Source organism: Bacteroides sp. 2_2_4 (assembly GCF_000157055.1).
Lineage (GTDB): Bacteria > Bacteroidota > Bacteroidia > Bacteroidales > Bacteroidaceae > Bacteroides > Bacteroides ovatus.
In genome coordinates, this window is record NZ_EQ973368.1 from 108,401 (window position 1) to 134,016 (window position 25,616).

General features: G+C 45.0%; 12 protein-coding genes. All 12 read right to left on the reverse strand.

All coding sequences use genetic code 11. The features are described from left to right. Window positions 1–3: 3 nt before the first annotated feature. Window positions 4–2,118: an alpha-L-fucosidase gene (locus BSCG_RS04585; RefSeq protein WP_197535131.1), complete on the reverse strand. Its 2,115-nt coding sequence runs from the start codon at window positions 2,116–2,118 to the stop codon at window positions 4–6. Between the two features lie 21 nt (window positions 2,119–2,139). Further along, on the reverse strand, window positions 2,140–4,110 hold the full coding sequence (locus BSCG_RS04580; RefSeq protein ID WP_229119744.1) for a hypothetical protein: 1,971 nt from the start codon (window positions 4,108–4,110) through the stop codon (window positions 2,140–2,142). Window positions 4,111–4,194: 84 nt separating this feature from the next. Then, window positions 4,195–6,822: an MG2 domain-containing protein gene (locus BSCG_RS04575; protein WP_032849744.1), complete on the reverse strand. Its 2,628-nt coding sequence runs from the start codon at window positions 6,820–6,822 to the stop codon at window positions 4,195–4,197. Window positions 6,823–6,871: 49 nt separating this feature from the next. Continuing rightward, window positions 6,872–9,433 (reverse strand): glycosyl hydrolase 115 family protein, encoded by a 2,562-nt coding sequence (locus BSCG_RS04570; RefSeq protein WP_008777133.1) that lies wholly within the window; start codon window positions 9,431–9,433, stop codon window positions 6,872–6,874. A 12-nt stretch (window positions 9,434–9,445) separates the two neighbouring features. Further along, window positions 9,446–10,798 carry a glycoside hydrolase family 27 protein gene (locus BSCG_RS04565; protein ID WP_008777134.1) on the reverse strand — a complete coding sequence of 451 codons (1,353 nt, stop codon included), beginning with the start codon at window positions 10,796–10,798 and terminating at the stop codon, window positions 9,446–9,448. A gap of 135 nt (window positions 10,799–10,933) precedes the next feature. Then, window positions 10,934–12,967, reverse strand: a complete 2,034-nt coding sequence (locus BSCG_RS04560; RefSeq protein WP_008777135.1) for a right-handed parallel beta-helix repeat-containing protein — start codon at window positions 12,965–12,967, stop codon at window positions 10,934–10,936. A gap of 33 nt (window positions 12,968–13,000) precedes the next feature. Continuing rightward, window positions 13,001–15,064, reverse strand: a complete 2,064-nt coding sequence (locus tag BSCG_RS04555) for an endo-1,4-beta-xylanase (RefSeq protein ID WP_139016512.1) — start codon at window positions 15,062–15,064, stop codon at window positions 13,001–13,003. A 95-nt stretch (window positions 15,065–15,159) separates the two neighbouring features. Further along, window positions 15,160–16,176 carry a DUF4973 domain-containing protein gene (locus BSCG_RS04550; protein WP_008777137.1) on the reverse strand — a complete coding sequence of 339 codons (1,017 nt, stop codon included), beginning with the start codon at window positions 16,174–16,176 and terminating at the stop codon, window positions 15,160–15,162. Between the two features lie 78 nt (window positions 16,177–16,254). Continuing rightward, window positions 16,255–18,324: a RagB/SusD family nutrient uptake outer membrane protein gene (locus tag BSCG_RS04545; RefSeq protein ID WP_083793681.1), complete on the reverse strand. Its 2,070-nt coding sequence runs from the start codon at window positions 18,322–18,324 to the stop codon at window positions 16,255–16,257. Then, window positions 18,324–21,419 carry a SusC/RagA family TonB-linked outer membrane protein gene (locus BSCG_RS04540; RefSeq protein WP_008777139.1) on the reverse strand — a complete coding sequence of 1,032 codons (3,096 nt, stop codon included), beginning with the start codon at window positions 21,417–21,419 and terminating at the stop codon, window positions 18,324–18,326. The genes BSCG_RS04545 and BSCG_RS04540 overlap by 1 nt, the downstream gene beginning before the upstream one ends. Before the next feature lie 27 nt (window positions 21,420–21,446). Further along, a complete protein-coding gene (locus tag BSCG_RS04535; RefSeq protein ID WP_032849745.1) occupies window positions 21,447–22,844 on the reverse strand; it encodes an IPT/TIG domain-containing protein in 1,398 nt (465 codons plus the stop codon). 659 nt (window positions 22,845–23,503) lie between these two features. Continuing rightward, the gene (locus BSCG_RS04530) at window positions 23,504–25,615 is read right to left on the reverse strand and encodes an alpha-glucuronidase (RefSeq protein WP_008777142.1); all 2,112 of its coding nucleotides are present in this window, start codon (window positions 25,613–25,615) and stop codon (window positions 23,504–23,506) included. Between the last annotated feature and the right edge of the window lies 1 nt (window position 25,616).

Here is a 25,616-nt window from a genome sequence, read left to right on the forward strand (position 1 = left end):
TCATTAATTCGTTATGATATCAAATTCCGAATATCCCGCCACATTGTCATTACTACTGTTCGCCTTGGCTCTCAGCCTCACATAACGGGCTTTCACCGGGGCGAACTCCACGGTATGCCACGCTGCGGGGTTATTGCGGATGTTAGAGAATTCGCCTTCAGTCACTTTCCGCCAGTTACTGCCGTTGTCAGATACGTAAAATTCATAAAATGTGATGAAGCCTGAGGCGAAAAGGGCGCTTTGGTCGGGCAGATAGCGGAAGCCGCGCATCTCCACTTTCTCGCCGAGGTCAATCGTCAAGTCAGCAGGCATCGCTCCGCGCTGATGCCAGTTGCTGCCCTGATTACCGTCAATAGCCCATACTGCATTACGGTCGGCAGAGATTACTGCCCACTTCTTGTGTGAGATATCAAATGACTCCGCACTTATGGCACTCTCCCTGCCAGTTGTTTCATCGACGGAAATCGCTTTTACGCTTACCCTACCCTCTGTCGGTACAGGACCAGTGTATCGCCGCGACGAACGTGTGGGTACCGTTCCATCAAGCGTGTAGAATACCGCCGACTCATGGTCTGATGGAATGATCACCACCTCGCCATCCTTACCTCTCGTCACTGCCGGAGCATGGAGAATCTGCGGAGCATTGTATAACTCTACATTAGATAAAAGTGGCGTGCCATCGCTGTCATCTATGCTGATGCGTAGCGCATCCGCCTTCACCGTGCCAAATCTCAGTATTCGCTTATATCCGATGGTCGTCTCGCGAGCCAATTCCTTCCACTCTTGCTTAGGCAAATGTCCGTCAACGGCTGCATTGCTGACAAGAGCTTCTACCTTGAATGATTTCACTCTCTGTCCCAGCTGTATATACTCCTGAATGAGCAGTCTGTTTACAGTTGTCGGTCTCTTGAACTTCAGAGTGATGGCGACGGGTTTCTTACCGTCTGCTGCCGTCCAATAAGTGTCGGCCTTGCCATCGATGGCTTTTGCCGCGCTGTATTTTGAACTAAGCTCGCTGTCGGCTGTCGCCTTTGTCTTTCGTGCAAGATTATCTGCAAAGGTCTGGTCGAGCGTTACCTTCAGTTCCTTCATTGCTTTGACATCGTTCTCATGAATGAGTCCGCGGCGGTCTATTGGAAAGTTGAGTAGCCATGTAGCGTTGCGCCCCACGGAATTATAGTATATGTTGAGCAGTTGCGACAGTGACTTTACTTTTGAGTCCTCATACGTATGGTAAAACCATCCAGGACGTATCGACACGTTCACCTCGCCCGGTACCCAGTCCGTTCCCGTCTCTCGTCCAAAACGCAGCACATCCGTATCTGCTGTACCCGGCACAAACTCATGAGCGTCAAATCGGCTCCAGTTGGTTTCACCTATAGAACCTCCCTCATTACCGCACCAGCGGATGTCAGGTCCTGCCTCGTTCCATATTATCGCATTTGGTTGTAGCTTGCGTATCAGCTCTATTGTTCCCGGCCAATCGTAATATGTCGCACGGTCTATCACGCGATTCTCCCTCGCTCCACCGTAATATCCCCATCCACCGTTGGCCCCGTCGAACCATACTTCAAACACGTCGCCATAATTGGTCAATAGCTCCGTCAACTGGTTGCGGAAGTATTCCACGTAAGAGGGGCGTCCATAATCGGCTCGGTTTCGATCCCACGGCGAGAGATACACTCCGAACTTCAATCCGAACTCCCGACAAGCATCCGACAGTTCCCTTACCAAATCGCCCCGTCCCTCGCGCCATGGCGAGTTCTTCACCGAGTATTCGGTATACTTCGACGGCCACAGGCAGAATCCGTCGTGATGTTTCGCCGTAAGTATCACCCCCTTCAGCCCCGACTCCTTGCATACCCGCGCCCACTGTCGGCAATCTAACTCCGTGGGGTTAAAGAGTTTCGGATCGTTGCTTCCGTCACCCCACTCCTGGTCGGTATAAGTGTTTATCGAGAAATGGATGAAGGCATACTGCTCCATCCGCTGCCACTCCAACTGCATGGCATTGGGAACAGGGCCTACAGCTTCCAATCCGCTCTGGGCATACACACTTCCGCTCGCTATAGCCATCATAGCGATGGCGGTCAATAAGAAAACTTTCCTGCGTATCATTCTTTTTATAGTTTTTGATAACTATTTACTTCTCACTGCGAAGTACTTCACCGCACCCTTATAGCAGCATTCTACCATGCCATCCTTAGAAGCAGAGGGCTGAGTTATCTTTATGCTCACCTCGGGTGATGTAGCTTTCGCTGTAATTACCGGATTTCGAGAAGTGTCCGTTGCATCAACTTGCACCAAATAATGATTATACCCAGTAATACCATTTTCAGCCGTTGAACGCACTGGATACTTCGGCATTTCAGCCGCTTTACCATCCACATAGATTTGTACTTCAGGAGCGATGTGGCGAATCAGTTTCTGATATTTACTGCCAAACCCTAGACCGATGAAATCATAAAGTGCTGTATGAGGTTTCCCTTCAGCCACCAAATAGATAGCATGCTTGCCCTTCAAACCATCCACATAAGAAGAGACATCCAATGTAAACTCTTGTATAGAAGAGGCAGAACCGGCAGGCACCTCTATCTCACCCAGTTTGCGTCCTTTCCATGCAGCGTTGTCCCAAGGACCATCTATCCACACACTCACCTTGAAGCCATCCTTCACCAAAGGAGCCAAGAAGATACTGAGCTTAGTCTGATTTCCTTTGCGAGTACCCGCAAAAGCCTTGAGTCCCAATTTATCTTTTTTGAGCCCACCAAATCCAAAATACTTATAACCAATGACATCACCATGTTTCACGTTGGTACAAGGAGCATGGTTATCCCAAATATCCCAAGAGTCTTGCATGGTTTGCCCATTACTCAAATAGCAAGCATATCCGGCTGAATAAAATTGGTAAGGGTCCAGACCAAAGATATTAAAGCCCTCAGAGGTCACCTCGGCTCCTCGATAGGAATCACCATTGCTGGCCATTGCACTCCACTCCTTATTTTTAGCATATGGATCAAAAGCCGTAATCACCACTTTTCCACCATCAGCCACCGAACGCTTATCACATTCTATGTTGATGGGAGCCACCATACTCTGACGCGCGTTACCAAAACCACGAGGAGGACGATGATAAAACACATACCATTGCCCATTAATCTGTTCAATGCTGCCATGCGTATTGTGCCCGGCGTTGGTTGTCTGCAGAGCATTACCCTCTTTGTTCAATACCGGTGCGCGAGAATCCACCAGCACGCCACCAGCCCTCCATGGTCCCAGCGGAGTATCACCATAAGCATAGCGGAGCGATGAGTTGGTACTACCCAAGCCATAATCAGGACCTGAATAACCACTGTATATCATCAAATACTTATTGCCCACCTTACGGATAGAGGAAGCCTCGAAGAAATTGAATCGCCCCAAGTCTTCCCCCTGATAAATATAAGGAGATTCCTTGTCAGATTCTCTACGCAACTCGCCATAACGGGTACTGGCAGGAATCAATGATTTCACTACCTCCGTACCAGGACGAACTGTACACATGGTGTTTTGGTCAAGCTCAGCTACCGATGATTTTTGAAAGCCCCAATAGGCGTAAGCCCTGAATCCAACCTCATAATCAGGATCCTTGGGATCAGTCACATACTCCACATACACCGATGGGTCAAATCCAATCACGCTACCTTCAGTAGTACGTGTTCCGTCAGCCGTCAGGTTAATGGGCGTAAAAGGACCATCAGGACGACTTCCTTTGGCCACCATCGCCACACGCCCACGACCACAACTATGTGGATACAGGTAATATTCCTTAATTCCATCCTTGCGTTTCACTTCCACAAGGTCAGGGGCAAACATCACATCCCATTTACCATCAACTTTATACGTAAAAATAGGACCTTCATCACGCCAATTCGTCAAATCATCCACGGCAGCAGACCACGCATGGATATCAGCACCACAATAACCCGTAAATCTTACATCATGAGACCCTATGATATATACCCGATATTTACCGGGTTGATCGGGATCTTCAAAGACATGAGGCTCTCCATCAGGCAAATGCTCCCACAGGGGCAGATAAGGATTTGCATTCTGAGCCACTACACACATGGGAACTGTCAAGAACCATGTAATCAATACTACAAATATCGCATTTATTCTTCTCATTGGATTTAATAATAAATTATAGATTGTTCAAAATAAATCTTGTTCACTACAGATAATCGCTCCTATAGCACTAACACCTTCCACCGCCAGACGATACCGTGAAGAAGAATCAGCCGTATAGAAAGATATATGCGCCTCGCCATGTTCGTCTGTTGTTACAGCCGGATTCCAATAGATAGTAGAGCGCAAATCGGGCTTGGTTGATTTGAGTTTTTCGGGAGTATCATAGACCGGAGAGTAAAACTCTACAGACTGCTGATAGCCGATGGGGCGCACTATAGCCATATTATTATTCACCGTATTTTTTTCTACAAAACCTCTACGGGTATTGATAACAATGGCTCCATTGGCACCCCGACCGCCAAAGACAGATCCCACCGTGGTAGGGGGAGCAAAAAACAAGTCACCCACATCATCAGGTATCAACCGTTCATAATCAAAATTCTCCTCAGGCATATTATCCAATATTACCAATGTAGGCTGTCCGCGATAGGTTACTTCCGAACCTATCACCGCCACACCCGGCAACAGACGAACCATATCAAGCACAGAACTGAAGTTTCCTTTTTCTATGTCTTTCCGTGAAATGACTCTGGACACATTGGCCGAATAATAGGGAGAGTCACCGGCTGTATTACTTTTACGACGGGCCGTGACCAATATTTCACCCAAGTTATACACACGCATTCCATTCTCCAACGTATATTTTTGATCCATTTTCATCACATAATTACGCTCGGCAAGCAGAGGTGTACGTGGCTGTAATAGTTTCAATTGCGGTTGTGCAGGAGAAATAACAGAATCAAGTGTCAAGAAAACACCTGCACTTCCTCGTTTGGATTTAAGTGCTTGAATGATGTATTTGGTACGTTCCGGATATTCCATTTGGTCGAAACTGAAATAACCATCCTTATCCGGGATTGCTACATGAGTACCCAACAATGAATCTCGGATGGCCAAGAGTGTCAGATTAGCATCTTTCAGTCCTTTGAGAAAGCCTTCTACCCTACCCTTCACCACATCGCTGGTTTCAAGCGGATAGGATAGTTTTTCCGTAACATTTCCTTTCACCACTTCAGGGATATTATATCTTCTCCAACCTTGAGTCATCATGAGTAAATCCAACTGATGTGACTGTAATTTATTCCCTTGAAAATAAGAAAGAGGTTGCTCGATATAACCACGTAAATCAGAAGTCAGCAACAAATCGGAAAGGATGTTCTGCGTTGAGTCAGGCTTCACATCATGGCCATCCACCACGGACAAAGAAAAGTTACCTTTCAACGGATGTCCTAACGCATCTTTCAACGTAAGTGCTAAATTCACTTTTTGTCGAGGCTCATAAGCAGGCTTGTCTGTTGCAGCAGTGAGGTCAGCCTTCACATCAGCACGCATATTAAAGACCAGTCGTTCACTGACTATGTTCTTTTTATCATCAATCAGCATCAAATGCGTGATACCGGCAGGAAAGAAACTACGCTCGAATGTAATTTTTGGCTGGCTATAATCCCAAGGGTTTGCATATAAAACCAGCCCTCTGAGCTGCGCTACCAGAGTCAACGGACGTTGCCTAGATTCAGCAGCAGACTGTAATAAAGACAACCGCAAAAAATCGCCAGTCCAACGAGCAGCCAGTCCGACAGCGTCTTCCTTTGGCTGAGGCAATTCAAAGGTCTGTTTCGCCCCATTCTTAGTCAAACAGTGCGCATAATATTTGCGTCCGGCTTGGTAATTAAGTACAAAAGACCCCATACCCAAATGTACCGATTGTAACAAAGCACATTTTTGACCAAGATCATCCACCACTTCACCTTTCACCTCTATAGACAATCCATCAGCCGCCAAAGCCTTGAAGGCAATACGCTGATTACAACCCACGATAGCAGAACCTCCTTCGGGGAAAAAGCTGACAGCAAAACGAGTGGTATCTGTAGGAAGAGACAGGAAGCGACTGGCTACCTTGTTATTATATACCGTTTGAAGCAGAAAAGTACGTTGTTCATTCACCTCCCACTTACGGAAAGTAAATTTTGCCACACCGTCACGAAACTTTAAGCGAATGCCATCCTCCTCAAGCGTACCTTTCGGAAAGATAGTAGCTTCCTGTGGAACTAACGTATCTGCATATCCTACAGAACTAAAATGAATGACAGTAGCCACACTGCTACCTTGTTCTATCAGCCGGACATGAGGAGTAAGATCTTGCGTAGCCGGCGTAGAGATAAGCACCTGTTTATGAGCGAAATAATCCGTTCCTACATTACGCATAAATTGCGTGTAAGCCCGAAGGGTATAATACCCTTCAGGCAGTTCTTCTTGAACATCAAAATAACCATGGAAATAACCCAAAGAATCGGGCCTCAACTTGATACGCTTCACGAGTTGTGCGGCAGGGTCAATCAACTCTACATACACATAACGACTCGCATTAGCTTGCTTCATCTGTAGCGCATCTACCAGATGGGTTCTAAACCAAATACGCTCACCTGCCAAGTAAGAAGGGCGGTCAGTATGAATGCTCATTTTCTCTTGCGGAAAACCAACCATCTCTTGTCCAAGATAGTAGAATATAGCATCCCGTAAAACCTGTTGCGCGCCAAGTGGTATACAGAGCATGAAGAGAAGCGTAAAAAGTGGAAGCCCTATTCTGTTCATAGTTATCAGTAATTTAATGCTTATAAAAACAATATGTCACGGCTTTCATTTAATAGTCGGTAACAGAACGACTATAAGGTGACTCATCGCCAAAGAGGTAGGCAGGCTTGTAACCACCGTAATCCACTACAATCTTTTCAAACACAATACCCGGGTCAAGCGGTTTCAGTGTGAGTGTATGCAAATTCTGTTCCGTAGATTTCAAAGGCACAGTCATCTTGCTTTCTACTACACGACGGCCAACCGTAGGATAGAAGATGCTATAGATATTCTCCTTTTTCTCATTCAGATTATGATTGAAGTTCACTTCCATAGGTTCTCCACCATCCAGCACCACAGTATAGCGATGCCCATCCGTACGGGCAAAAGCAAGTGTACTCTTCACCACTACATGAATGGTTACTTCCTTCACATTTTGGGGAATATGCATCTTATACGTCAAACTAGCACCATCCGCTTGTGGCAAGCGAGGCATGAGTGTCACACCGCTCAGCGTACGTCCCATATAAGGAATGGTAGTCCATTTGGCATCAGCCGCATCTTGCTTACTGAAGTAATGTTCAGCCTCCATAGCTACCATACCGTCTTTTGCAGTAAACACATAGCCACCCTCACGATTGGCTTGCGCTGCATCCATACGGAATATTTCAGGAAGCGTATCCTCCTTGAAATCATCATTCCACGTCTTGTAGCCAATGTGCTTCTGGCTCATCATATGTTTCCACTTGCCACCACTCATCACATTGTTATAATCATCAGCCAGAGCCGCATCGCGCTTAAAGGTTTGCTCCACCCTATCTGCCCACTGATTACAAGCAGGATTACCAGCCTTGTAGAGGGCATGGTTCATAGCTTGGCTGTAATACATGTCATAAAGATTGGCCATAGCTTGTACGGGGAAAAGGATAAGTTGTTTGTAAGCATCTTTATATTCTTCAGCCAGCAAGTTGTATTGGCGTAAGGCTTCGGCTTCCAGACAAATATACTCATCACGCACCTGTTTCCACTCACCCGTTTCCAAATTATAAGTCTTAGCATCAAGCATCTCACCGGTGACGCGACCGTTGTACTTGGAGTAGAGGTTGAGGATGCGGGCTGCTTCGGCTGCCTGAGTCTCACCAAAAATCTGCTTGCAGAAGTCGTAGGGATGCTCCAGCAGGGTTTCAACGGTGTATTTCTGCGGACGCCAAGCCATGTCCATAAACAGGCTGATGGGGTATTCCATGGGTTTGAGGTCGCCCACATTGAGCACCCACAGTTTGTCTACACCATACTCATAGGTGAGGCTGAGCTGTTCCCACATATTTTGGATTGGGGTAACGTTGAGCCACTTGGAGTTACGCGGAGTTCCCACATAGTCCACATGGTAGTACATGCCCCAGCCACCGGGGTGTTTGCGTTCCTCGGCATTGGGCAGACGGCGCACATTGCCCCAGTTGTCATCAGCCAGAAGCATAATCACATCATCGGGCACACGCAGGCCTTTGTCATAGTAGTCTTGCACTTCTTTATAGAGCGCCCACACCTGCGGGGTTTCCTCGGCGGGGCGACCGGTTTCGCGGGCAATAATCTTACGTTGATTCCGGATGATACGCTCCAACAGCTTGGTATCGGCATCTTCGCTCATGGGACCATCGCCATCGCCACGCATGCCAATGGTCACCACATCTTCCGTATCTTTCATGCGGCGGATGCCTTCGCTGAAGAATTGATCAATGATCTTTTGATTAGTAACATAGTTCCAAGCACCATACTCCTTGCGGTGGCGGCTCCACTCTTGATGATTGCGCGCCATGGGTTCGTGGTGCGAGGTACTGATGACCACACCCATCTCATCGGCCACCTTGCTGTTCAGGGGGTCGTCAGCATAAAAAGTCCAGCACCACATGGCGGGCCACAGGAAATTGCCACGCAGGCGGAGGATGAGCTCAAAGCATTTGGCATAGAACTCATGGCCACCGTAGTTGGTGCCAAAGGCGTGCTTCACCCAGTTGGTGAGGCAAGGAGCCTCATCGTTAAAGAAGAGACCACGGTATTTCACGGCAGGTTCGCCAGCGGTATAGTTGCCACGCTCGATGGCGAGATTCTGCTGTTTCACCACAGGTACATCGGCCCACCAATACCAAGGTGATACACCAATCTGTTCCGACAATTCATAGGTTCCATAAATGGTGCCACGACGGTCACTCCCCACTATAACCAAAGCTTCTTCAACATCTTCAAAGGGCTGCTTGACACAGGTAATGAGATACTGTTCATTTTTACCCTGTAGCATCTTGACATCGAGCTTGTCGTTCTTAACAAGTTGCTGAATATACTTACTCTCTAAGCTACCTACCAAGATAAAACGATTCGTGCGAGGTGTAGAAAGCACTTCAGCTTGAGTACCGCTAACACGACGGAAATCCTCAGCCAGATTAGTCACGGCAATGTTGATACCTTTCTGATCGGCCGCATCCATGAGAATGGGCGTAGGTTTAGCATCTTGCAACAGCGTAAAGGCTTCGCTACGCAGCGTATTTGTAGTGATACCTGGGTGATCGATAGCTAAAACCGGTAAGGTGGTAGCAGCCCACAAGGCAGAAAATACAAATAATTGTTTCTTGTTCATGTTGTTACATTTTTAATAGATAATACGGTACAGCCCTGCGCCATGTCGTTTGATTTTTTGGCTAAAGCTACCCTTGAACTTGCCAAGATCTTTGTGTTGCCAAAGGTCGCGCACTTTCACCTTCTTCTTAAAGCCCAGTTGGGTGAGGTCAATGCTTATTTCAGATACAATAGCGTCACTCGACTCCTTGCCTTGCGCATTGAAGAAGGCCACATACTTATCCTTGCTACCCGGTATATCAGCCACCCACACGATGAAGTTATTCTCACGAGAGAATTGGCGGTTGTTTTTGCTATGCTGATTAACCTTTAGCATCTCGGGGTTGGTAAGCAGTTCCTTAGTGAAATCATCAAGACGAGTCATATCACCACCAAAAATCAATGGAGAACGACCGATAGCCCAAAGGCTCATCAAGGTGTATTGTTCATTAGGAGTGAAGCGGGTGGTACGACCAAAGCTCACATAGCCAATGGGCAACATGTCCGCATCAGGAAAATGCCCCTCGCCACGATAAGGAGTCCACACATCAAGGCGCTCAAACATGGCATAGAGATGGTCCCATTTGTCCCAGAAGTCGTCAGTAATGCGCCATTGATTTGCATGGTTCATCACATGACTACCCATTTTCACAGGCGTAGCGCCGGGAGAAAGGCTCAACACAATCTCACGACCTGTTTTGTCGATGGCCTTGCGAATGGCTTCTATCTCAGCCTGCTGAATCTCACTGTACGGACGAGAAATATCATCCACCTTAATGAAGTCCACTCCCCAATCGGCGTACATCTGGATGATAGACTGATAGTAGGCCTGTCCTTCAGGTTTGGTAGCATCCACTCCATACATATCAGGGTTCCAATGGCAGATAGACTTAGTAATGGCAATGTCCTGTGCCTTGACGTTAGTTCCCAATACAGGAGTGTTCTGTTCTACAGCTTGTTTGGGAATACCGCGCATGATGTGGATACCGAACTTCAGACCTTTACTGTGTACATAATCGGCCAGCGGCTTGAAGCCCTTGCCACCCGCTGCCGAGGGGAATTTCTTTAACCCGGGTGTGAGGCGTCCATATTCATCCATAGTGAGCTTGGCACCTTTTTTATATGAATGTCCCTTTGAATTGGGTTCATACCACTGGATATCAACTGTAAAATACTTATAGCCACTGGGCAGCAAGTACCGAGCCATGGCGTCAGCCTGTTCCTTGGCTTGCTGCTCGGTGACGGTGGTACCGAAAATGTCCCACGAGTTCCAGCCCAGCACTGGCCGGGGAGCATATTTCCAATATTTTTGATTAGATTGCGCTTGTGCACTTTGATAGGCCATCTGCATGCAGAAGACCATCAATAAAACGAATATTTTTTTCATTCTATTCTCTTTTTAGAGTTTCTAAAAAAACAAGTCATATAATATAATTCAAGTTCCGTAAGCCCTTTGTAACATCATTAATTCATTGAGCCAAGAAGATTACACAGGAACTTGCGAAACTTGAATTTAAAATTACTAACGTTCAATGCGAATAGCATGAATATTACGGGGACCGATCTGTGCGCCATTCACCTGTGTTATCTGTAGACATAGCAATTGATTATCATCAAAGCCATTATCCACAACATTAACAAGTATTGCTTTACTCACTTCACCCGGAGCAAAAGATATTTCATCGACCATTGTGTAATCAATGTAGGGACGAGCATCACCTGCTACGGCCTTAACCTTTACAGAAACAGCCTTTGAGGAAGGAGAACTTAGTTTGACAAAAACGATATGCTGGCCTAATGCCACACAATCGGTAACAGGTTTTGAGAAGCTCACGCATACGCCCTTCGACAGTTTCCACTCTTCATTCCATCCATAGCTTGTAGGAGGATATACTGCGAATGCCCCTAAATCTTGGCCAAGCTTACCGGCCCCGATAGCCGGACTACCGCTCTTCAACGTAAAATCGCCATTGTCTGGGTTGGCAAACATAGGGTCGCCCGTAGGTCCATTAATACCACCCTGTTGCTCTACAAGATAGCTTGCAGGTTTCTTTTGGTTCAGATAATTCAAGCAATTATTACCGTTATTCTGTGTAGTCCCCCAAAGGTTGTATTCAAAGATATGCGGACCACATGCGGCAGCTGTTTCATCAAACGAAAAGCTATAATCCTTACAGAGGTATGCTATGTTGTTACGAACGACAGCATGCCATGACTTCGACATGAAAAAGCCTATACTAGCTTTATATGCAATGTTATTGATCAAACGTTCATTCTCGGTATACCCCGTCTCATATCTAGCTGTTTCGAAAGCAGGACCATTAATTTTATAACCTATATTTTCTTGAATGATATTACGTTTGCAGCGTGACTCGTCAAAGATAAACGTCCCTGCGTCATAACCAAGATTACGAAGAATGATATTATCACTACCATTACGGTCAGCCCAAAACAACGAACGACCTTTCGTAGAATAATTAAAAGCAATCAGATTGTTCGAGTCAAATTCCATCTCGTCACCTAGTGTGATATTAGTAGTGAACGATGAGCCTTCACCTGCCCATCCACGAGCCTTCCCTTTGAATTCAATAAAAGTATTGTTTGCCAACAGGTTGTTGTTGGACTCACGTCCCATACCAACACCATCGCCATATGTAGCCTTAAAATAGTTATTGCAAATCACATTATCGGATGAATTGTATAGACGAATCAATGAGATGCCGGTATTCACAATCTTATCATTACCTATGTCTTCGAAATGATTATTGATAACCACACAATGATTAGCTTCCTTCATTTCAAAAGTCCATCCAGAATAATAATAACTCTTAAATGTGAATCCTTCAACCCATATATAGCTGCGCTGATAGAGGTTAAACACCGGCGTTCCATCAGTAGTAAACTGCTTGCCGGGATGTTTGATGGTCACCTTATCATTGTCCGAAAGAGGTTTAAACACAATCATTGCTTCGGCAGTACCAGAAGTAATGGGAGTAATATTTTCCTCAAAATAAGTCCCTCCGGCAATCAATACCGTGTCACCGGCTTCCACTTTGAGTGCAGCATCCGATATTTTTTTAAACGGTTTTTCCAACGATCCGTCAGGCTTTTCCTGCGAATCAGAAGGTGACACATAAAGACGTCGATATAGTTTCACGTCTATGCCATCGGCAAGCTGATTCAAGGTGAGGGATACCTGATTGCCTGTAGCTTTAGATATCAGATTAATGCTTTGACTACGTTTTTCACCGGTTGTGTTGGCAGCACATTGAATCGTGACTATCGTCTGACCTTCGCCTATAGCTTTGCCGCCGACATTGGCAGATAGACTTGAAATAAAAGAATTGTCGTTCGATTCATATTCTATCTCCCATTCCGTATTATTCCAATCAATGGTTACATTCACCGATCCACCTGTAGATGGTACATCCACACTTTCACCAACAAATACAGCACTCTGATGACCCAATACAATCTCGTTGAGTTCCTCATTATTATCCGAACAAGCGGCGAATGATAATACCGCAATCAATCCTAATAGATAAAAATATTTCATACATTATTATTCTAAAATAAAACTCTGCATCTCTTAATTCTGTTTCAACCCATTGACATATCCTTCATATATCAATTTGCGATTATAATCCAGATCCCAAATACCAACAGGCTGTCCGCCACGCCATCCTGATGTTACAGGCGCATCCGTCTGACACCATTGTGTAATTCCATAACGTTGTGGCTGAGGAATTATTTCGAAATACTTCTTAATAATAAACGTATAGAAATCGGCCATCTTGCGATGTTGCTCTTCTGTAACATCGGCAGTCATAATATCAGTTCCATCTTCAGCCACTAAGCCCATATCCAATTCGGATATCTTGACGAGTTTACCAGTCGCTGCAAGTTTCGTGAACATATTTTCTATCGAAGCCTCAAACTCTACCTGCTTGGCCGCATCTAGATAGTAACTTACATGCATTTGCGTAGCAATACCATCCACACCACGGCTATTGGGGAACTTTTGCGCATAGGTATCATCGATATATTTCACATAATCCAAGAATCCTTGCAATTTCTTGCTACCTATACCCTCCAGTCCATATTCATTAACAAATAGTTTGATATCTTCACCGCCATGCTTACGAGCAAATTCAAGAGCTTTCACTGCATAATCTTTACCGAGGAAGTCTTGCCAATAAAAATTGGAGTTTTGGGTATTATCCTTATTCACATCCACTCCATCTTTCATGCCAGTCTTCAGTTGGGTCGGATCAGGCCAATCCTGCATGGGTTCGTTCAGTAGTTCCCATGTTTTCACGTAACCGCCACAGGCATCGATCATACCTGCCATCCAACGTTCCAGCGCATCGTTCAGAATCCGCACTTTCTCTTGTGGGTCCTTCACTATAGTTTGATCACCGGTAGTGATACTCCAATCCATTGTGATGTTGTCGATGTAATAATTGCCCGTTCCGGTTTCAGAGCCTAAAAGAAGTGTAAATTCGGTCAATTCCTTTTGTTCTTCAGTCAAATTCAAATCGGACATATTGATTTTGATTAATCCTCTGCCCCATTTTCCATCGGGACAACCAAAACCGGCTGGGGTATTAAATTTCTTCGATGGAGAGTTCTCGTTAATACCGAATCTCATACCGGAACCTGTTTGACCCTTATTCCAATTCCCTCGGAAATCAACTGATAAAGTGAGGTAATCTCCCAGTTTCGTACCTTCAGGCAACGTTACCTCAAACTTTGGATAAGAGCGTTGAGCAGCTACTTCATCGTTACCTACATGCAACACACTGCCCGATTCATTATCAGGATCGGCCTCTACAATTGCACTACTATTACCGGTCATCGGGTAAGATACACCCACATTGTCGCTTTCAAAGTCGATGATATACTTACCCGATTTATGCTCTCCGGGAATAAATTCAGGTTCTATCAAGCTATAGAGATAGTCCTTGCGTGTTTGCGCATGCCAGCAAAGCACATGTCCATAGACCGACATATTCGACCGCTCGGCCAATTGTACAAAGTTCTTCACCCTCGTAAAGTCCATTGTGCCGTCCGACTGAACTACCGAGCCATACTTCATGGCATTGCCGGCTGTCATTTCATCAAAATTAGAGCGAGTCAACGTGTACACGATGTCTTGCTTTAAGAAATTTGCGGCATTTACACCAGTACCCAGCTTAAAGTCAGGGTCGGTAGTGCGATTCACATAGCTTTTCAAGGGAGCTAACGAGTTCAGATAGTCACCCGGCTGAGTAAGTAATAGAGGTATACGTTCTTTATTAGCCTCTGCCACCAGATAGATTGATTGTGAGCGATTTTTACCTGTGGGATTGTCCAAACATCGTATCGTCACAGCAGTTTGTCCACTACCCGATAAGCTACCTCCAGCACTTTGCGACAAACTTGATACGACTGCATTCTCTTGCTCGTCATATTCTATTCGCCACGTTGTATTGCTCCAATTGACAGTAGCAACCACATCACCACCTGTCGTAGAAACCATCAAGCCCTCTTCGGCAAAAAACAAACTCTGAGATCCACCCGATTCGTCCATCACATCCTTGTCGTCATCAGTACAGGAAAGCACCATGAATGACAAGAGAAACATAGCTATAAGCGATTTTGTATTGTTCATAATCAGCTTTTAAGTTTAAAAATATACCACTACCCGAGGTTTGCCATTGTCCATAGCCACCCCGGTGTAGCGGTTAAGTTGTTATTTGCTACTATTTACCACCATTTGGAGTCACTTCCTTGATCTTCATCAGGTTTTCGCGTATCCAAGTCGCGCGACACTGACAAGCCTCCCTTCATATTATATTTTATTTCATAATTGGGTACACTTGTGTAGTCTACAAAATCAAAGTCAATATCTGATATTACAATATATGTATGCTTCAGATAGGTTTTAGTAGCGTCCATCTCCGATGACACTTTATAAGTAGGGGTAGAATTAGAATTGAACTTCAACTTCTCATTCTCAGCCCATATTTTCATTTTATAAAGATCTTTTTTAGAATCCACCTTATCTCCTGTGAATTGCAGGAACACTTTGTAGTTGATTCTATCCTCGTAATCCTCGGTACGCTGACCTGCGTAGAAGAAGACGATAGAGTCAGTCACTACATTAAGCTTAATTTCGGTCGAACTGAACTTAATATCCGATTCACCTGCCATCGTGCCCAAAAGGCTCGATCCGGAAAAACGTCCTGAAAACTCATTAAAGAGAATCGGACGAAGCACCGCCGTACGATAGTACTTGCGCGGGTTTACAGCGTAAGTGCCGTTAGCATCCTCGCATACCTTTAGGGGCAACGCCCATTTTTGCGAATCATCGAGGCCGTCCAACGAAAATTCAATCGGAAGTAAAGCATGGCTCTGACCTGCCGGAATGGTTAATTCCTTCGGGAAAGAATAATACTTTTGAGGCAATTCCCTAAAGTAAAGTTCGGGGCGATTACCGAATTTCTCGAAATTGAGGATATCAAGTGTATCGTCGCGCAGGCTAAACGAAACTAAACGATCGTCGGTATTATCGGTCGATCCACTCACCAGTACGGGCAAATTGTACGTATATTTTGCGGAATTAGCATATCGCACATGCACATCCGTAACGCCCCATCCGCCCGGTTGAGTCTTAAAAGATATCAATTGTTTGAATTGCTCATCGGTCCATTCGTCATTGCATGAAGACAAAGTGCCACCTCCAATCAGTACTACAAGTAATAATTTATATATCGTTCTCATACTATGATATTATCGTTAAAAATAATTATATACATCAAGCGGGACGAAGCCACACTATATTTAATATCTCATCCCGGATTATTGCGGATAAGTCCAACCCGGATTTTGGGTAAGGCGCTTGTTACGTCGTAACTCATCATGATGGATAGGCCAAAACCACATCTTCTGTGAGAACGCACATGGGAAGCTCTGAATTGCGACAGGCACATAGAACAAGTCGCGCATCTTTTCCGTACATTGTGTGTTATAACCATATACAATGGTGGATTCCTCCACCTCGGCATCCAGCCATCGGCGTAAGTCGAAGTAACGATGTCCCTCAGCAAAGAGTTCGATCTGACGCTCACGTTTCAACTTATCGCGGAACAAAGCCGGTTCTGAATAAACAGCATCGGTATAGTCGTGTAAACCAGCACGGATACGGATAGGTTGAATACCCTTCTTCAATTCATCGGGTGTACGGCTAATACTGTAGGTCGTACTGCCATCCCACGATTTCACGTCATAGGAGACAGAAAGCTCGTTCAATGCTTCGGCATAAATTAAGAGGATTTCGGCATAACGCATGTCCGGAGTATATTTATTTCTGATACGACCTACGTCACTGTGAGCACCCACGATGTCATACGGACCAACATACTTCTTAATGCCAATGCCTGTTGCAAGTCCACCGCTCAGCTTACCGCGATAATAGAACACCTGCACATCCGGTTCTTCATCAAGTGTTTCATCGTAATCAAGCATATGCCAGATAGAACCACTGTAAGCTACTGATGCATAGAAACGAGGCTCACGATTGGCGAATTGCAAAGACACGCCATCGGGAATGTCACAATATTTATAGTTCTTGCGAACCTCCGACGACATATATCCGGTAAGGCGCTCCGTATCATCGGTATTCCGTCCTAACTCTTTGTCTTTACCCGGAGCATTGGTAGCGTCAGCCATATAGTAAGCATCAAGTTGCTTGATTGTCATACAATTGGTATTTCGACCTTTGGCTTCAGCTGGCATTTGGTTAAAAGTAAGCCTCCGTAGATTATTATCACCACTGCAATTCTGCAAGTGTGAGAAAATAAGTTCCTTATTCTGATTGGCCGCCAACTCACCATTGAATATCTGCCGATACGACTCCATGGGATCGATATTCATCCAGCCGTCGGGCCATGCCAAATTGGAGAACTTCTCATCATAAACCGGTTCAATAGTTGCTGGGAAAGCCAATGGATTGACAGCATCAGCCGTCGAACGGCGAGATGCGACATGCAGACTATACACTTGCAGGTTCATCACATCTTTGGCCGCAGCTGCCGCTTTTGCCCATTTCGATTCGTCTTTCTCTGTGGGAAGCAGACGCTTACCATCATAATCAATAAGCTGTGCGGCATAAGCTTCGGGAGCCTCGCCATTCATCAACGGACTGGCTGCATAAAGTAACACTCGTGCACGCAATCCCAAAGCAGCACCACGCGTGGGACGAGCAAGATCCTGAAGCGAACGCCGAAGAGGAAGATCGCGGGCGGATTTCAATAAGCACTCGTTGATATACTCCACACACTCGTCATAGGTGTTACGCGAGTGCGAGATTTCATCATAACTTTGTAAGTAATCCACCGGCTCTTTAAGCAACGGAATGGGACCAAACATACGAAGCAAATGCCAATAGTAATAAGCAACAAGAAAGTATGCTTGACCACGGAGGTCGGCACGTTCCACATCGTTAAACTGCATATTCCCATCAATGTACTGTAGAAATACTTGCGCCTGATTGATGCCTTTATAGCACAATTGCCATACCTGCTTACTGTTGTCGTTCAAGCCGCTTTCACCGTACGACCCGTTGCGCCAGCTACCATAACGGTTGCTTCCCCAATTATCACCGTAGGCCATATCGTCCGAAAAGTTAAAGGGACTTCCGCCCTCCTGACTACATATTTCCTGCAAATGTTTATTACCATAGAAATTGTAAGCTCCGGCAAGCCATTCGTTGGTATAGTCGCGATTGGAGAAGATATCCTCGATGGTCATTCGCTCCTTGAAGAGGTAATCCGTATCCAAATAGTCGGCGCAACCCGTCAGTGCGGCACCTCCCGATAGGATAAGTGCCATCGTTGTTATTTTGAAGTATTTATTTGTTGTCATAATCATTACAAATTAATTGAAACACCTAAAGAATAAGATCTGTTGAGCGGATAGTTCTTACCATCGCTCGATCCCATTTCAGGATCCCACAAGTCGAATTTCGACCAGGTCAAGAGATTAGTTCCGATAAAGAAGAAACGCACACTGTTACAATGGATTTTTCTTACCACATTAGAGGGTAATGAATAACCTACATCCAATGTCTTCAAGCGGAGGTAAGAACCATCGCGCAACCAGAATGTCGAATTGCGATAGTTGTTACTATTACCGCCATACGACAAGCGGGGATAATCAGCATTGGGATCTTCCGTATCCATTGTACCAGAAATCTCGTGCGAAATCCAACGGTTACCCGAAGCCATAGCCGACAGGATATTCCCCCAGGCCGTATTATCATCACCGTTTACATTAGTAAACATCCACACACTTGAGCCATTAATAAAATAAGATGATTTACCTACGCCTTGGAAATGCACGTTTACATCGAAACCTTTCCACTTGGCCGTAACACCGAATCCATAGGTCAAGTTTGGCTTGGTGGTAGCACCGATAGCCACTTCATCTTCCGAGTTGATATTACCATCACCATTCACATCCTTATACTTGATATCGCCGGGCATTACATCTCCTTGGTTGGGCCAGTTACGGATTTCTTCATAATCCTTGAACAGTCCCAAAGCGATTAGTCCCTTGGCCTGATTTACGCGATGTCCTTTTTGCAAACGATACTCATATACATCCGACATTTCATCACGTTCTACGATTTCATTCTTGCTGACCGTCATATTGGCGCGCAGCGTCACGCTTACATCACCAAACTCCTTATTAAACGCAATGTTACCATCCATACCGTGCGCTTTCACCTCACCGACATTGGCCGAAGGATTGCTCTGCAAACCGACATAGTATGGCAAATAGTTGCGGCTCATATAGATACCTGTACGTTGCTCCTTAAAGTAGTCGATTGTACCTGTGAACATGTCATTGAAGATAGCGAAGTCGATACCTACATCCTGCTTGGTCGATACTTCCCAACTCACATCAGTAGATGCCAATTGGTTGTATTTTCTTCCTTCCCAGCCACGGCTATATCCGAAGTCTCCGGAATTGAATCCACCCATTGTATTCAGTGTATAGAGGTAGGGGAAACGCTGACCGATATTGTCGTTGCCTACCTTCCCCCAAGAGTATCGTACCTTAAAGAGGTCTAACCAAGGGAAGAGGCGCTTCATAAAGGGTTCCTCCGAAATGTTCCATGCGGCAGACGCGGCGGGGAAAAAGCCCCAACGATTATCTTTATGGAAGTTCTCCGAACCGGTAATACCAAAGTTGAAGTTTACATAGTAACGGTGCTTCCAGTTGTAGTCGAATCGTCCGGCAAAACCTTGGTTACGACGGTCTATACCATTCTGAATGTCTGAACCTACGTTTTGTGTCTTGATCTCGGCTTGCTGGTTATACTTCAGCACTGCATTCACATAATTGTTTGAAAAAAACACTCGTGAATAGTCGAATTGCCATTCAAGGAACTCCTTACGACTGCCATTCGAACCAGAAGTCTGTTCCATCTTCTTCTCCTCTACTATACGAGTAAACAGCAATTCACCATTCTCGTCACGGTAGTGCGGTGTAGCTCGATATTGATTGGGCCACTTGATGAAGTTCTTCCAGTTGGAATTGTAGGTGTCATAACCGAAACGAAACTTAAAGCTCAAGCCCTTGGTCAGGAAGTCGAGTTTCTGCTGCAGTTCAAGCGTACACTCCATATTGTTGTTCCAACTTTCGCGATAACCTGTCTGCGTAGCTTGCACCCAAGGGTTGAAACCGCCACCACCTTCATCCTTGTATGTAGGTACATATCCGTTGGAATACATGACAGGTACCAGAATGGGATTGTACCCCATAAGGGCATTCCAGATATTCCACGTACCTGTACCGGGATCTTTTTGAGTATCGAGTGCACCGGCTACGCCCAACTTCAGCAGCGTTGTTTTGGTGACATCAATATCTACATTCACACGGTAGTTCCATTTATTGTAGTTGGCATTGGTGTCGTAATCTTTCATCACAGCATCGGTCTTGTACAGACCCTGCTGACTCAAGAAGCTACCACCCACATAGTAGCGAGCCGTATTACCACCACCGGTCATACTGATCGATCCGCGTCCGCTCCACGATCCGTTGCGCATCATCACATCAAGCCAATCGACCGAAGGATACAGGTCGGGGTCGAGTTGCAGACGAAACATTTCCAACTCCTCGGGAGAGTAAAGGGGATCCTGATTACGTGTAATACGCGCCTCATTGGCCATACTTGCATATTGGTAACCATCGACAAAGTCGGGCAACTTGGTGGGTTGGTTATAGAATGTTTCCCCCTTCACATTGATGTTAATTTTACCGCTCTTACCGCGACGCGTAGTGATAAGCACCACACCATTGGCGCCACGACTACCGTAGATAGCTGTTTCGGAAGCATCTTTCAGCACCGAGAACGACTCGATATCCTCTACGTTAATCTCGTCAAGGTTGCGTTCGAATCCATCCACCAGTACCAAAGCCGATGCATTGGCGCCAAATGTCGAGATACTACGAATCCAGAATTCCGACGTACTGCCAGGTTTACCGCTTGTAGTAATAGCCTGTACACCGGGCACAACACCCGCCAGTGACGTCGAGATAGAGCCTCCGGGATTGGACTTCAACGATTCTACATTGACATTGGTGATAGCACCTGTCAAGTTTACTTTCTTCTTCAGACCAGTACCTGTAATCACCACCTCATCAATGGTATTATTGACATCTTCCTTCATTACTAAGTCAATTTTATACTTGTCCTTTACCTGAATTTCTTCTGTTGCGAAACCAACGTAGGTAAACACCAAAATACTGTAAGGTTTTACATTTTTAATAATATATTTTCCGTTGATATCTGTAATGGTACCCAAGCCGGGCTCATTTTTGATGCTTACGTTCACACCTATCAGAGGCTCGTTGTTCGTTCCATCTATCACTTTACCCGTAACTGTAAGGCTACCCTGCGCCATCATGCTCAGACAAGAAGTCAACAAGGCACATATAAATAGTAGTATTCTTTTCATATCTTATGGTTATGTTACGATTATTAATTATTCTTCCGGCGCAATTTTGCGTACGCGATGGTTGTCGCAGTCACCGATATAAAAACACTTACGTTTCATGTCGTAAGCGATACTGGTGGGATGATTGAAGAGTGCTTGAGAGCGAAGTTCTCCATCCACATAACCCCATTCACGGCTATTACCGCGACCAGCGTAGGTTGTCACACGACCTTCGGGTGTGAGAACACGAACAGTATGGCTATCACGATCGCAGAAGTAGAAGTCGTATTCATCCTCTTCGCCGGCATAAGCTTCATTCTTCACGAAAATACCTTGGTTTGGCCCCCACAACCGTGCACCTGTGCCCATTCCGTCAACCCATCCTGGGCTACTATGTTGTCCGCATACAATATAGGGAACAGCCAATTTTCCGGTTTCTCTATTATAATCCACACGATAGATGCAATGTTTGCCATTGTAGATGATGTAAGCCCAGTCACCTGTGGGATGCCAAACGATGTGGAAGTTTGAGCCTTTAGTATCCATCATTACCTCCTCTTCAGTCAACGTGCCTGTAGCCGGATCGTAAGATGATATCATAGCATGATGATAACGTGTATAATAGATTTTTCCATTTTGGGGATGAACGGCACACGTCTTTGCTCCACGAGCATTACAAAGAGACAAACGTTCGGTAAACCCACTGGCACGGGTAAACAGATAAATACCGGTATTTGTATCCGAACCTTGATCGTCCACCACTACCATATCGCCATTAAGCGTAAAGTTCACATCTGCGCATTGCCCAATATTGGTAGTTTTGATATCTACATATTGATTCACGAAATCCACATGACGGAAAGCATCTCTCTGACCAACCCAATAGAGGTCATCATAATTGCTGTTAGGATCGAACATCATGCGCCAAATGTTGCCAAATGCACCACAATCGTCAAACGGACCGGCCAGCACATCCCATTTGGTATTGTTCTCATAAAGTTTGCCCAAGAAAGTGGTTACCACATAATTATATTGGTAATCAAACTTGGCTTCACACACACCGCTCTTCAGCTCAGCCTCGTCATCACCAACAACAGAGACTTTTACATCTCCTTCATAAGCTTTCGATGGACAAATGCAAAGCAACGATTCGCCCTTTACATTGATAACTTTGGCGGGATAGCCGCCAATCGTAACTTTTACTTTACTCACGTCGTTACCGAAATTGCGGCCATATACCACTACACGAGTCCCTTTACGCCCCTCGGTAGGCAGAAACCTCTCTACTACAATCTCCTCTTTAGGATTGAACGGAGTACCCGAATCCTGATTTACATCCAAGGTACTGCCCTTGTAACAAGAAGAAAAAAGGACTAAGCCTGCCACAAATAATGTCTTCTGCAGCAACGCTTTAGAAAACACATGTCGTCTTGCAACCTGTATCATACACTGTGAATTTTAAAATAGTTATTAATTAAAGTAACAATCAATAATTAGACAATCGAGCCGACTTAACTTGAACACGCTCGATATAATGTGTCATTCATCCAGACATAATAATTATTATTATTTAAAGTTTAACAAAAAGACTTTATTTTTTATCCTTAAACAATCCCTTCACCTTTATTATAAAACGAAACACCTATTAAAACCACCTTAAAGATTATACCTATTTTGAAACAACCTTAAAAAAAATATATCCATTCCTTCTTAAAATTATCTATTCCTTGTGATAATTGTATTATCCTTATTTTCATTCAGGGTTTAAACAATTCAGTTATTTCATTTGGGTGACAATACAAAAGTATGATAATTCGGCCAACTATGTCGCAAAACAAAAAACATGCTTCCATACATATCGAACATCCAGATACAAGCAGGATACATAAATCGGTAAACATCAAACATACCCGCCAATAAAACGAATCAAACCGGTTCCAAAAGGAGAAAACTCAATTGTTTAAGCCTACCAATGAGTCTCTATTTTATATGCATTAAGATATAAACCTGCATTTTTCTCCATGGTGGGACGATTTTGCTTTTCTATCTTTCCTACTTAATCTGTATCTATAATTTAATTCCGCCAACGGATACAGAATCGTATATTACAACCTTAGTTGCTGGCGAGTAGGACAACCATGCAAGCTCAATCCTATGTGAAAATTCATTAGCTGTTCAAGGTCGTAAACAGGACGTTCATAATCGCTGGGGAAAGGCAAATGATGAAATGTTTGAAAGTAAAGCAAACAGGCATCCTTCCACCATTGGGCATCGTGCGTTTGTATTTTCAACTTATGCTGCACATGCTCAAACCGTTCTTTATCCACATAGGGTTGCAGAGCATCCCATCGTTTTTGAAATCCTCGTGCCTGTTCCAGTCCCGTTTGATAACGATGACATAACTCGTGCCACAGTGTGCGGCCGCTATGTAACTTTTCATTCCATCCTACCCGATGAAACCAAAGCAGATACTCGTCAGGACAAGTGGCACGGTTCTCCCACATATCAAACAAGGGTGAAGCATATTGTGCGGTACCCCCACTACCAGTAGCTACTGTTCGGTCAAAACCAATGCCAAGAGAGTCGGATCTATGATAGTAAAGAGGTGACCAATCGGCTCGCATTCCCTTCTCGGTATACCAAGGAGCCGGACCATAATGGTGCACTTCGGCAAAAATATGATGCAAGCCGATAGGCATCATATAATTGACCAATGCTTCGCGCGTATCAAGCATAAGCTGAGAGGCCGATTTCACAAAATCAGCATTGTCCGTAAAGGTTTGCTTTAACCATTCCTTGGCTATTTCTTCCGAAGTGAGTTGTTCGTTCCAAGCCAATCGGCCAAACGCATACCAGTTAGCCTGTGCAAAATGGTGTCCACACCAATTGATGTCATCACCGATATTCGCTACACCGGCAATGGCCGATAAGCCATGCAGCCTTTGGGCTGTAATGCCTGCCACGGTAGGTTTAACAGAACTATCCGGTTGTCTACAATAAGTATTTGCATCCAAACATTCTTTCCACAAAGGGGCTTGATAAAACAGATGATTAGAAGCGCCTAAATACTCTTGCGTGATTTGAAATTCCACCATCTGTTGTGTATGAGGCATACGACCAAAAAGTGGATTGAATGGTTCGCGAGGCTGAAAATCGACAGGTCCATTCTTGATTTGCAGAATCACATTATCGCGAAACCGGCCATCCAACGATTCAAATTCCAATAAAGCCTGCATAGCCCTGTCTTCACTGGCAGCTTTATAAACAAAGGAGCGCCACATCACAATGCCACCATAGGGACGCAGCGCATCGGCCAACATATTGGCTCCATCCACATGGGTACGACCATAATCGCAGGGGCCAGGCTTTCCTTCACTATTAGCTTTCACCAAAAAGCCTCCAAAATCGGGCACTAATTGGTAGATTTCTTTCGCCTTATCCTGCCACCAGGCTATCACCTTCTCATCCATAGGGTCGGCTGTAGGTAGTTTACCCAACTCTTTGGGCGAGGCAAAATTTACACAAAGATAAACCTTCACCCCATAAGGGCGAAAGATGTCGGCCAGAATTTTCACCTTTTGAAGATAGGCAGTAGCCAGCATTTCGGGCGAAGCGTTTACGTTATTCAGCACCGAGGCGTTGATACCTACCGAGGCGCATGCCCGTGCATATTGCTCATACCGAGGCGAAATAGTTTGAGGCATCTCCTCCCATTTCCACAGAGAATTCCCTGCATATCCACGCTCAATAGTTCCATTCAAATTGTCCCAATGGTTAAGTACACGCAAGGCATAAGTGGGCTTTTCCACCTTATTTATACATTCAACAGGTTCACCACAAGCCTTATGGCGCAACAAATCGTAAGTAGCATATAGCAAGCCCTGTGTGGAAGCTGAAGTCAACAACGCTTTTCCATCGGCATCTGTATAGATTGAGTACTCCTCATCAACAGCTGGGGGCTTCGCCTTTGAACTTTTGCTTTTTACCAGTTTGTACTCTATACGTTGACTCCATCCGCCCTCTTGTAACTCGCGCATCGCAATCTTCATGGTGGGATGATTTTTATCAACCCCTTTACATACTACATCCATCTCCAATGGCTCGCACTGATTGGCGGATGGAGTCCGCAGCCATAATTTACTACCATCTTCTGCTTGCAAGAGGGGGAAGTCCATGAGGCAGAAGAGACATAAAACTAAAAATTTCTTTTTAACCATA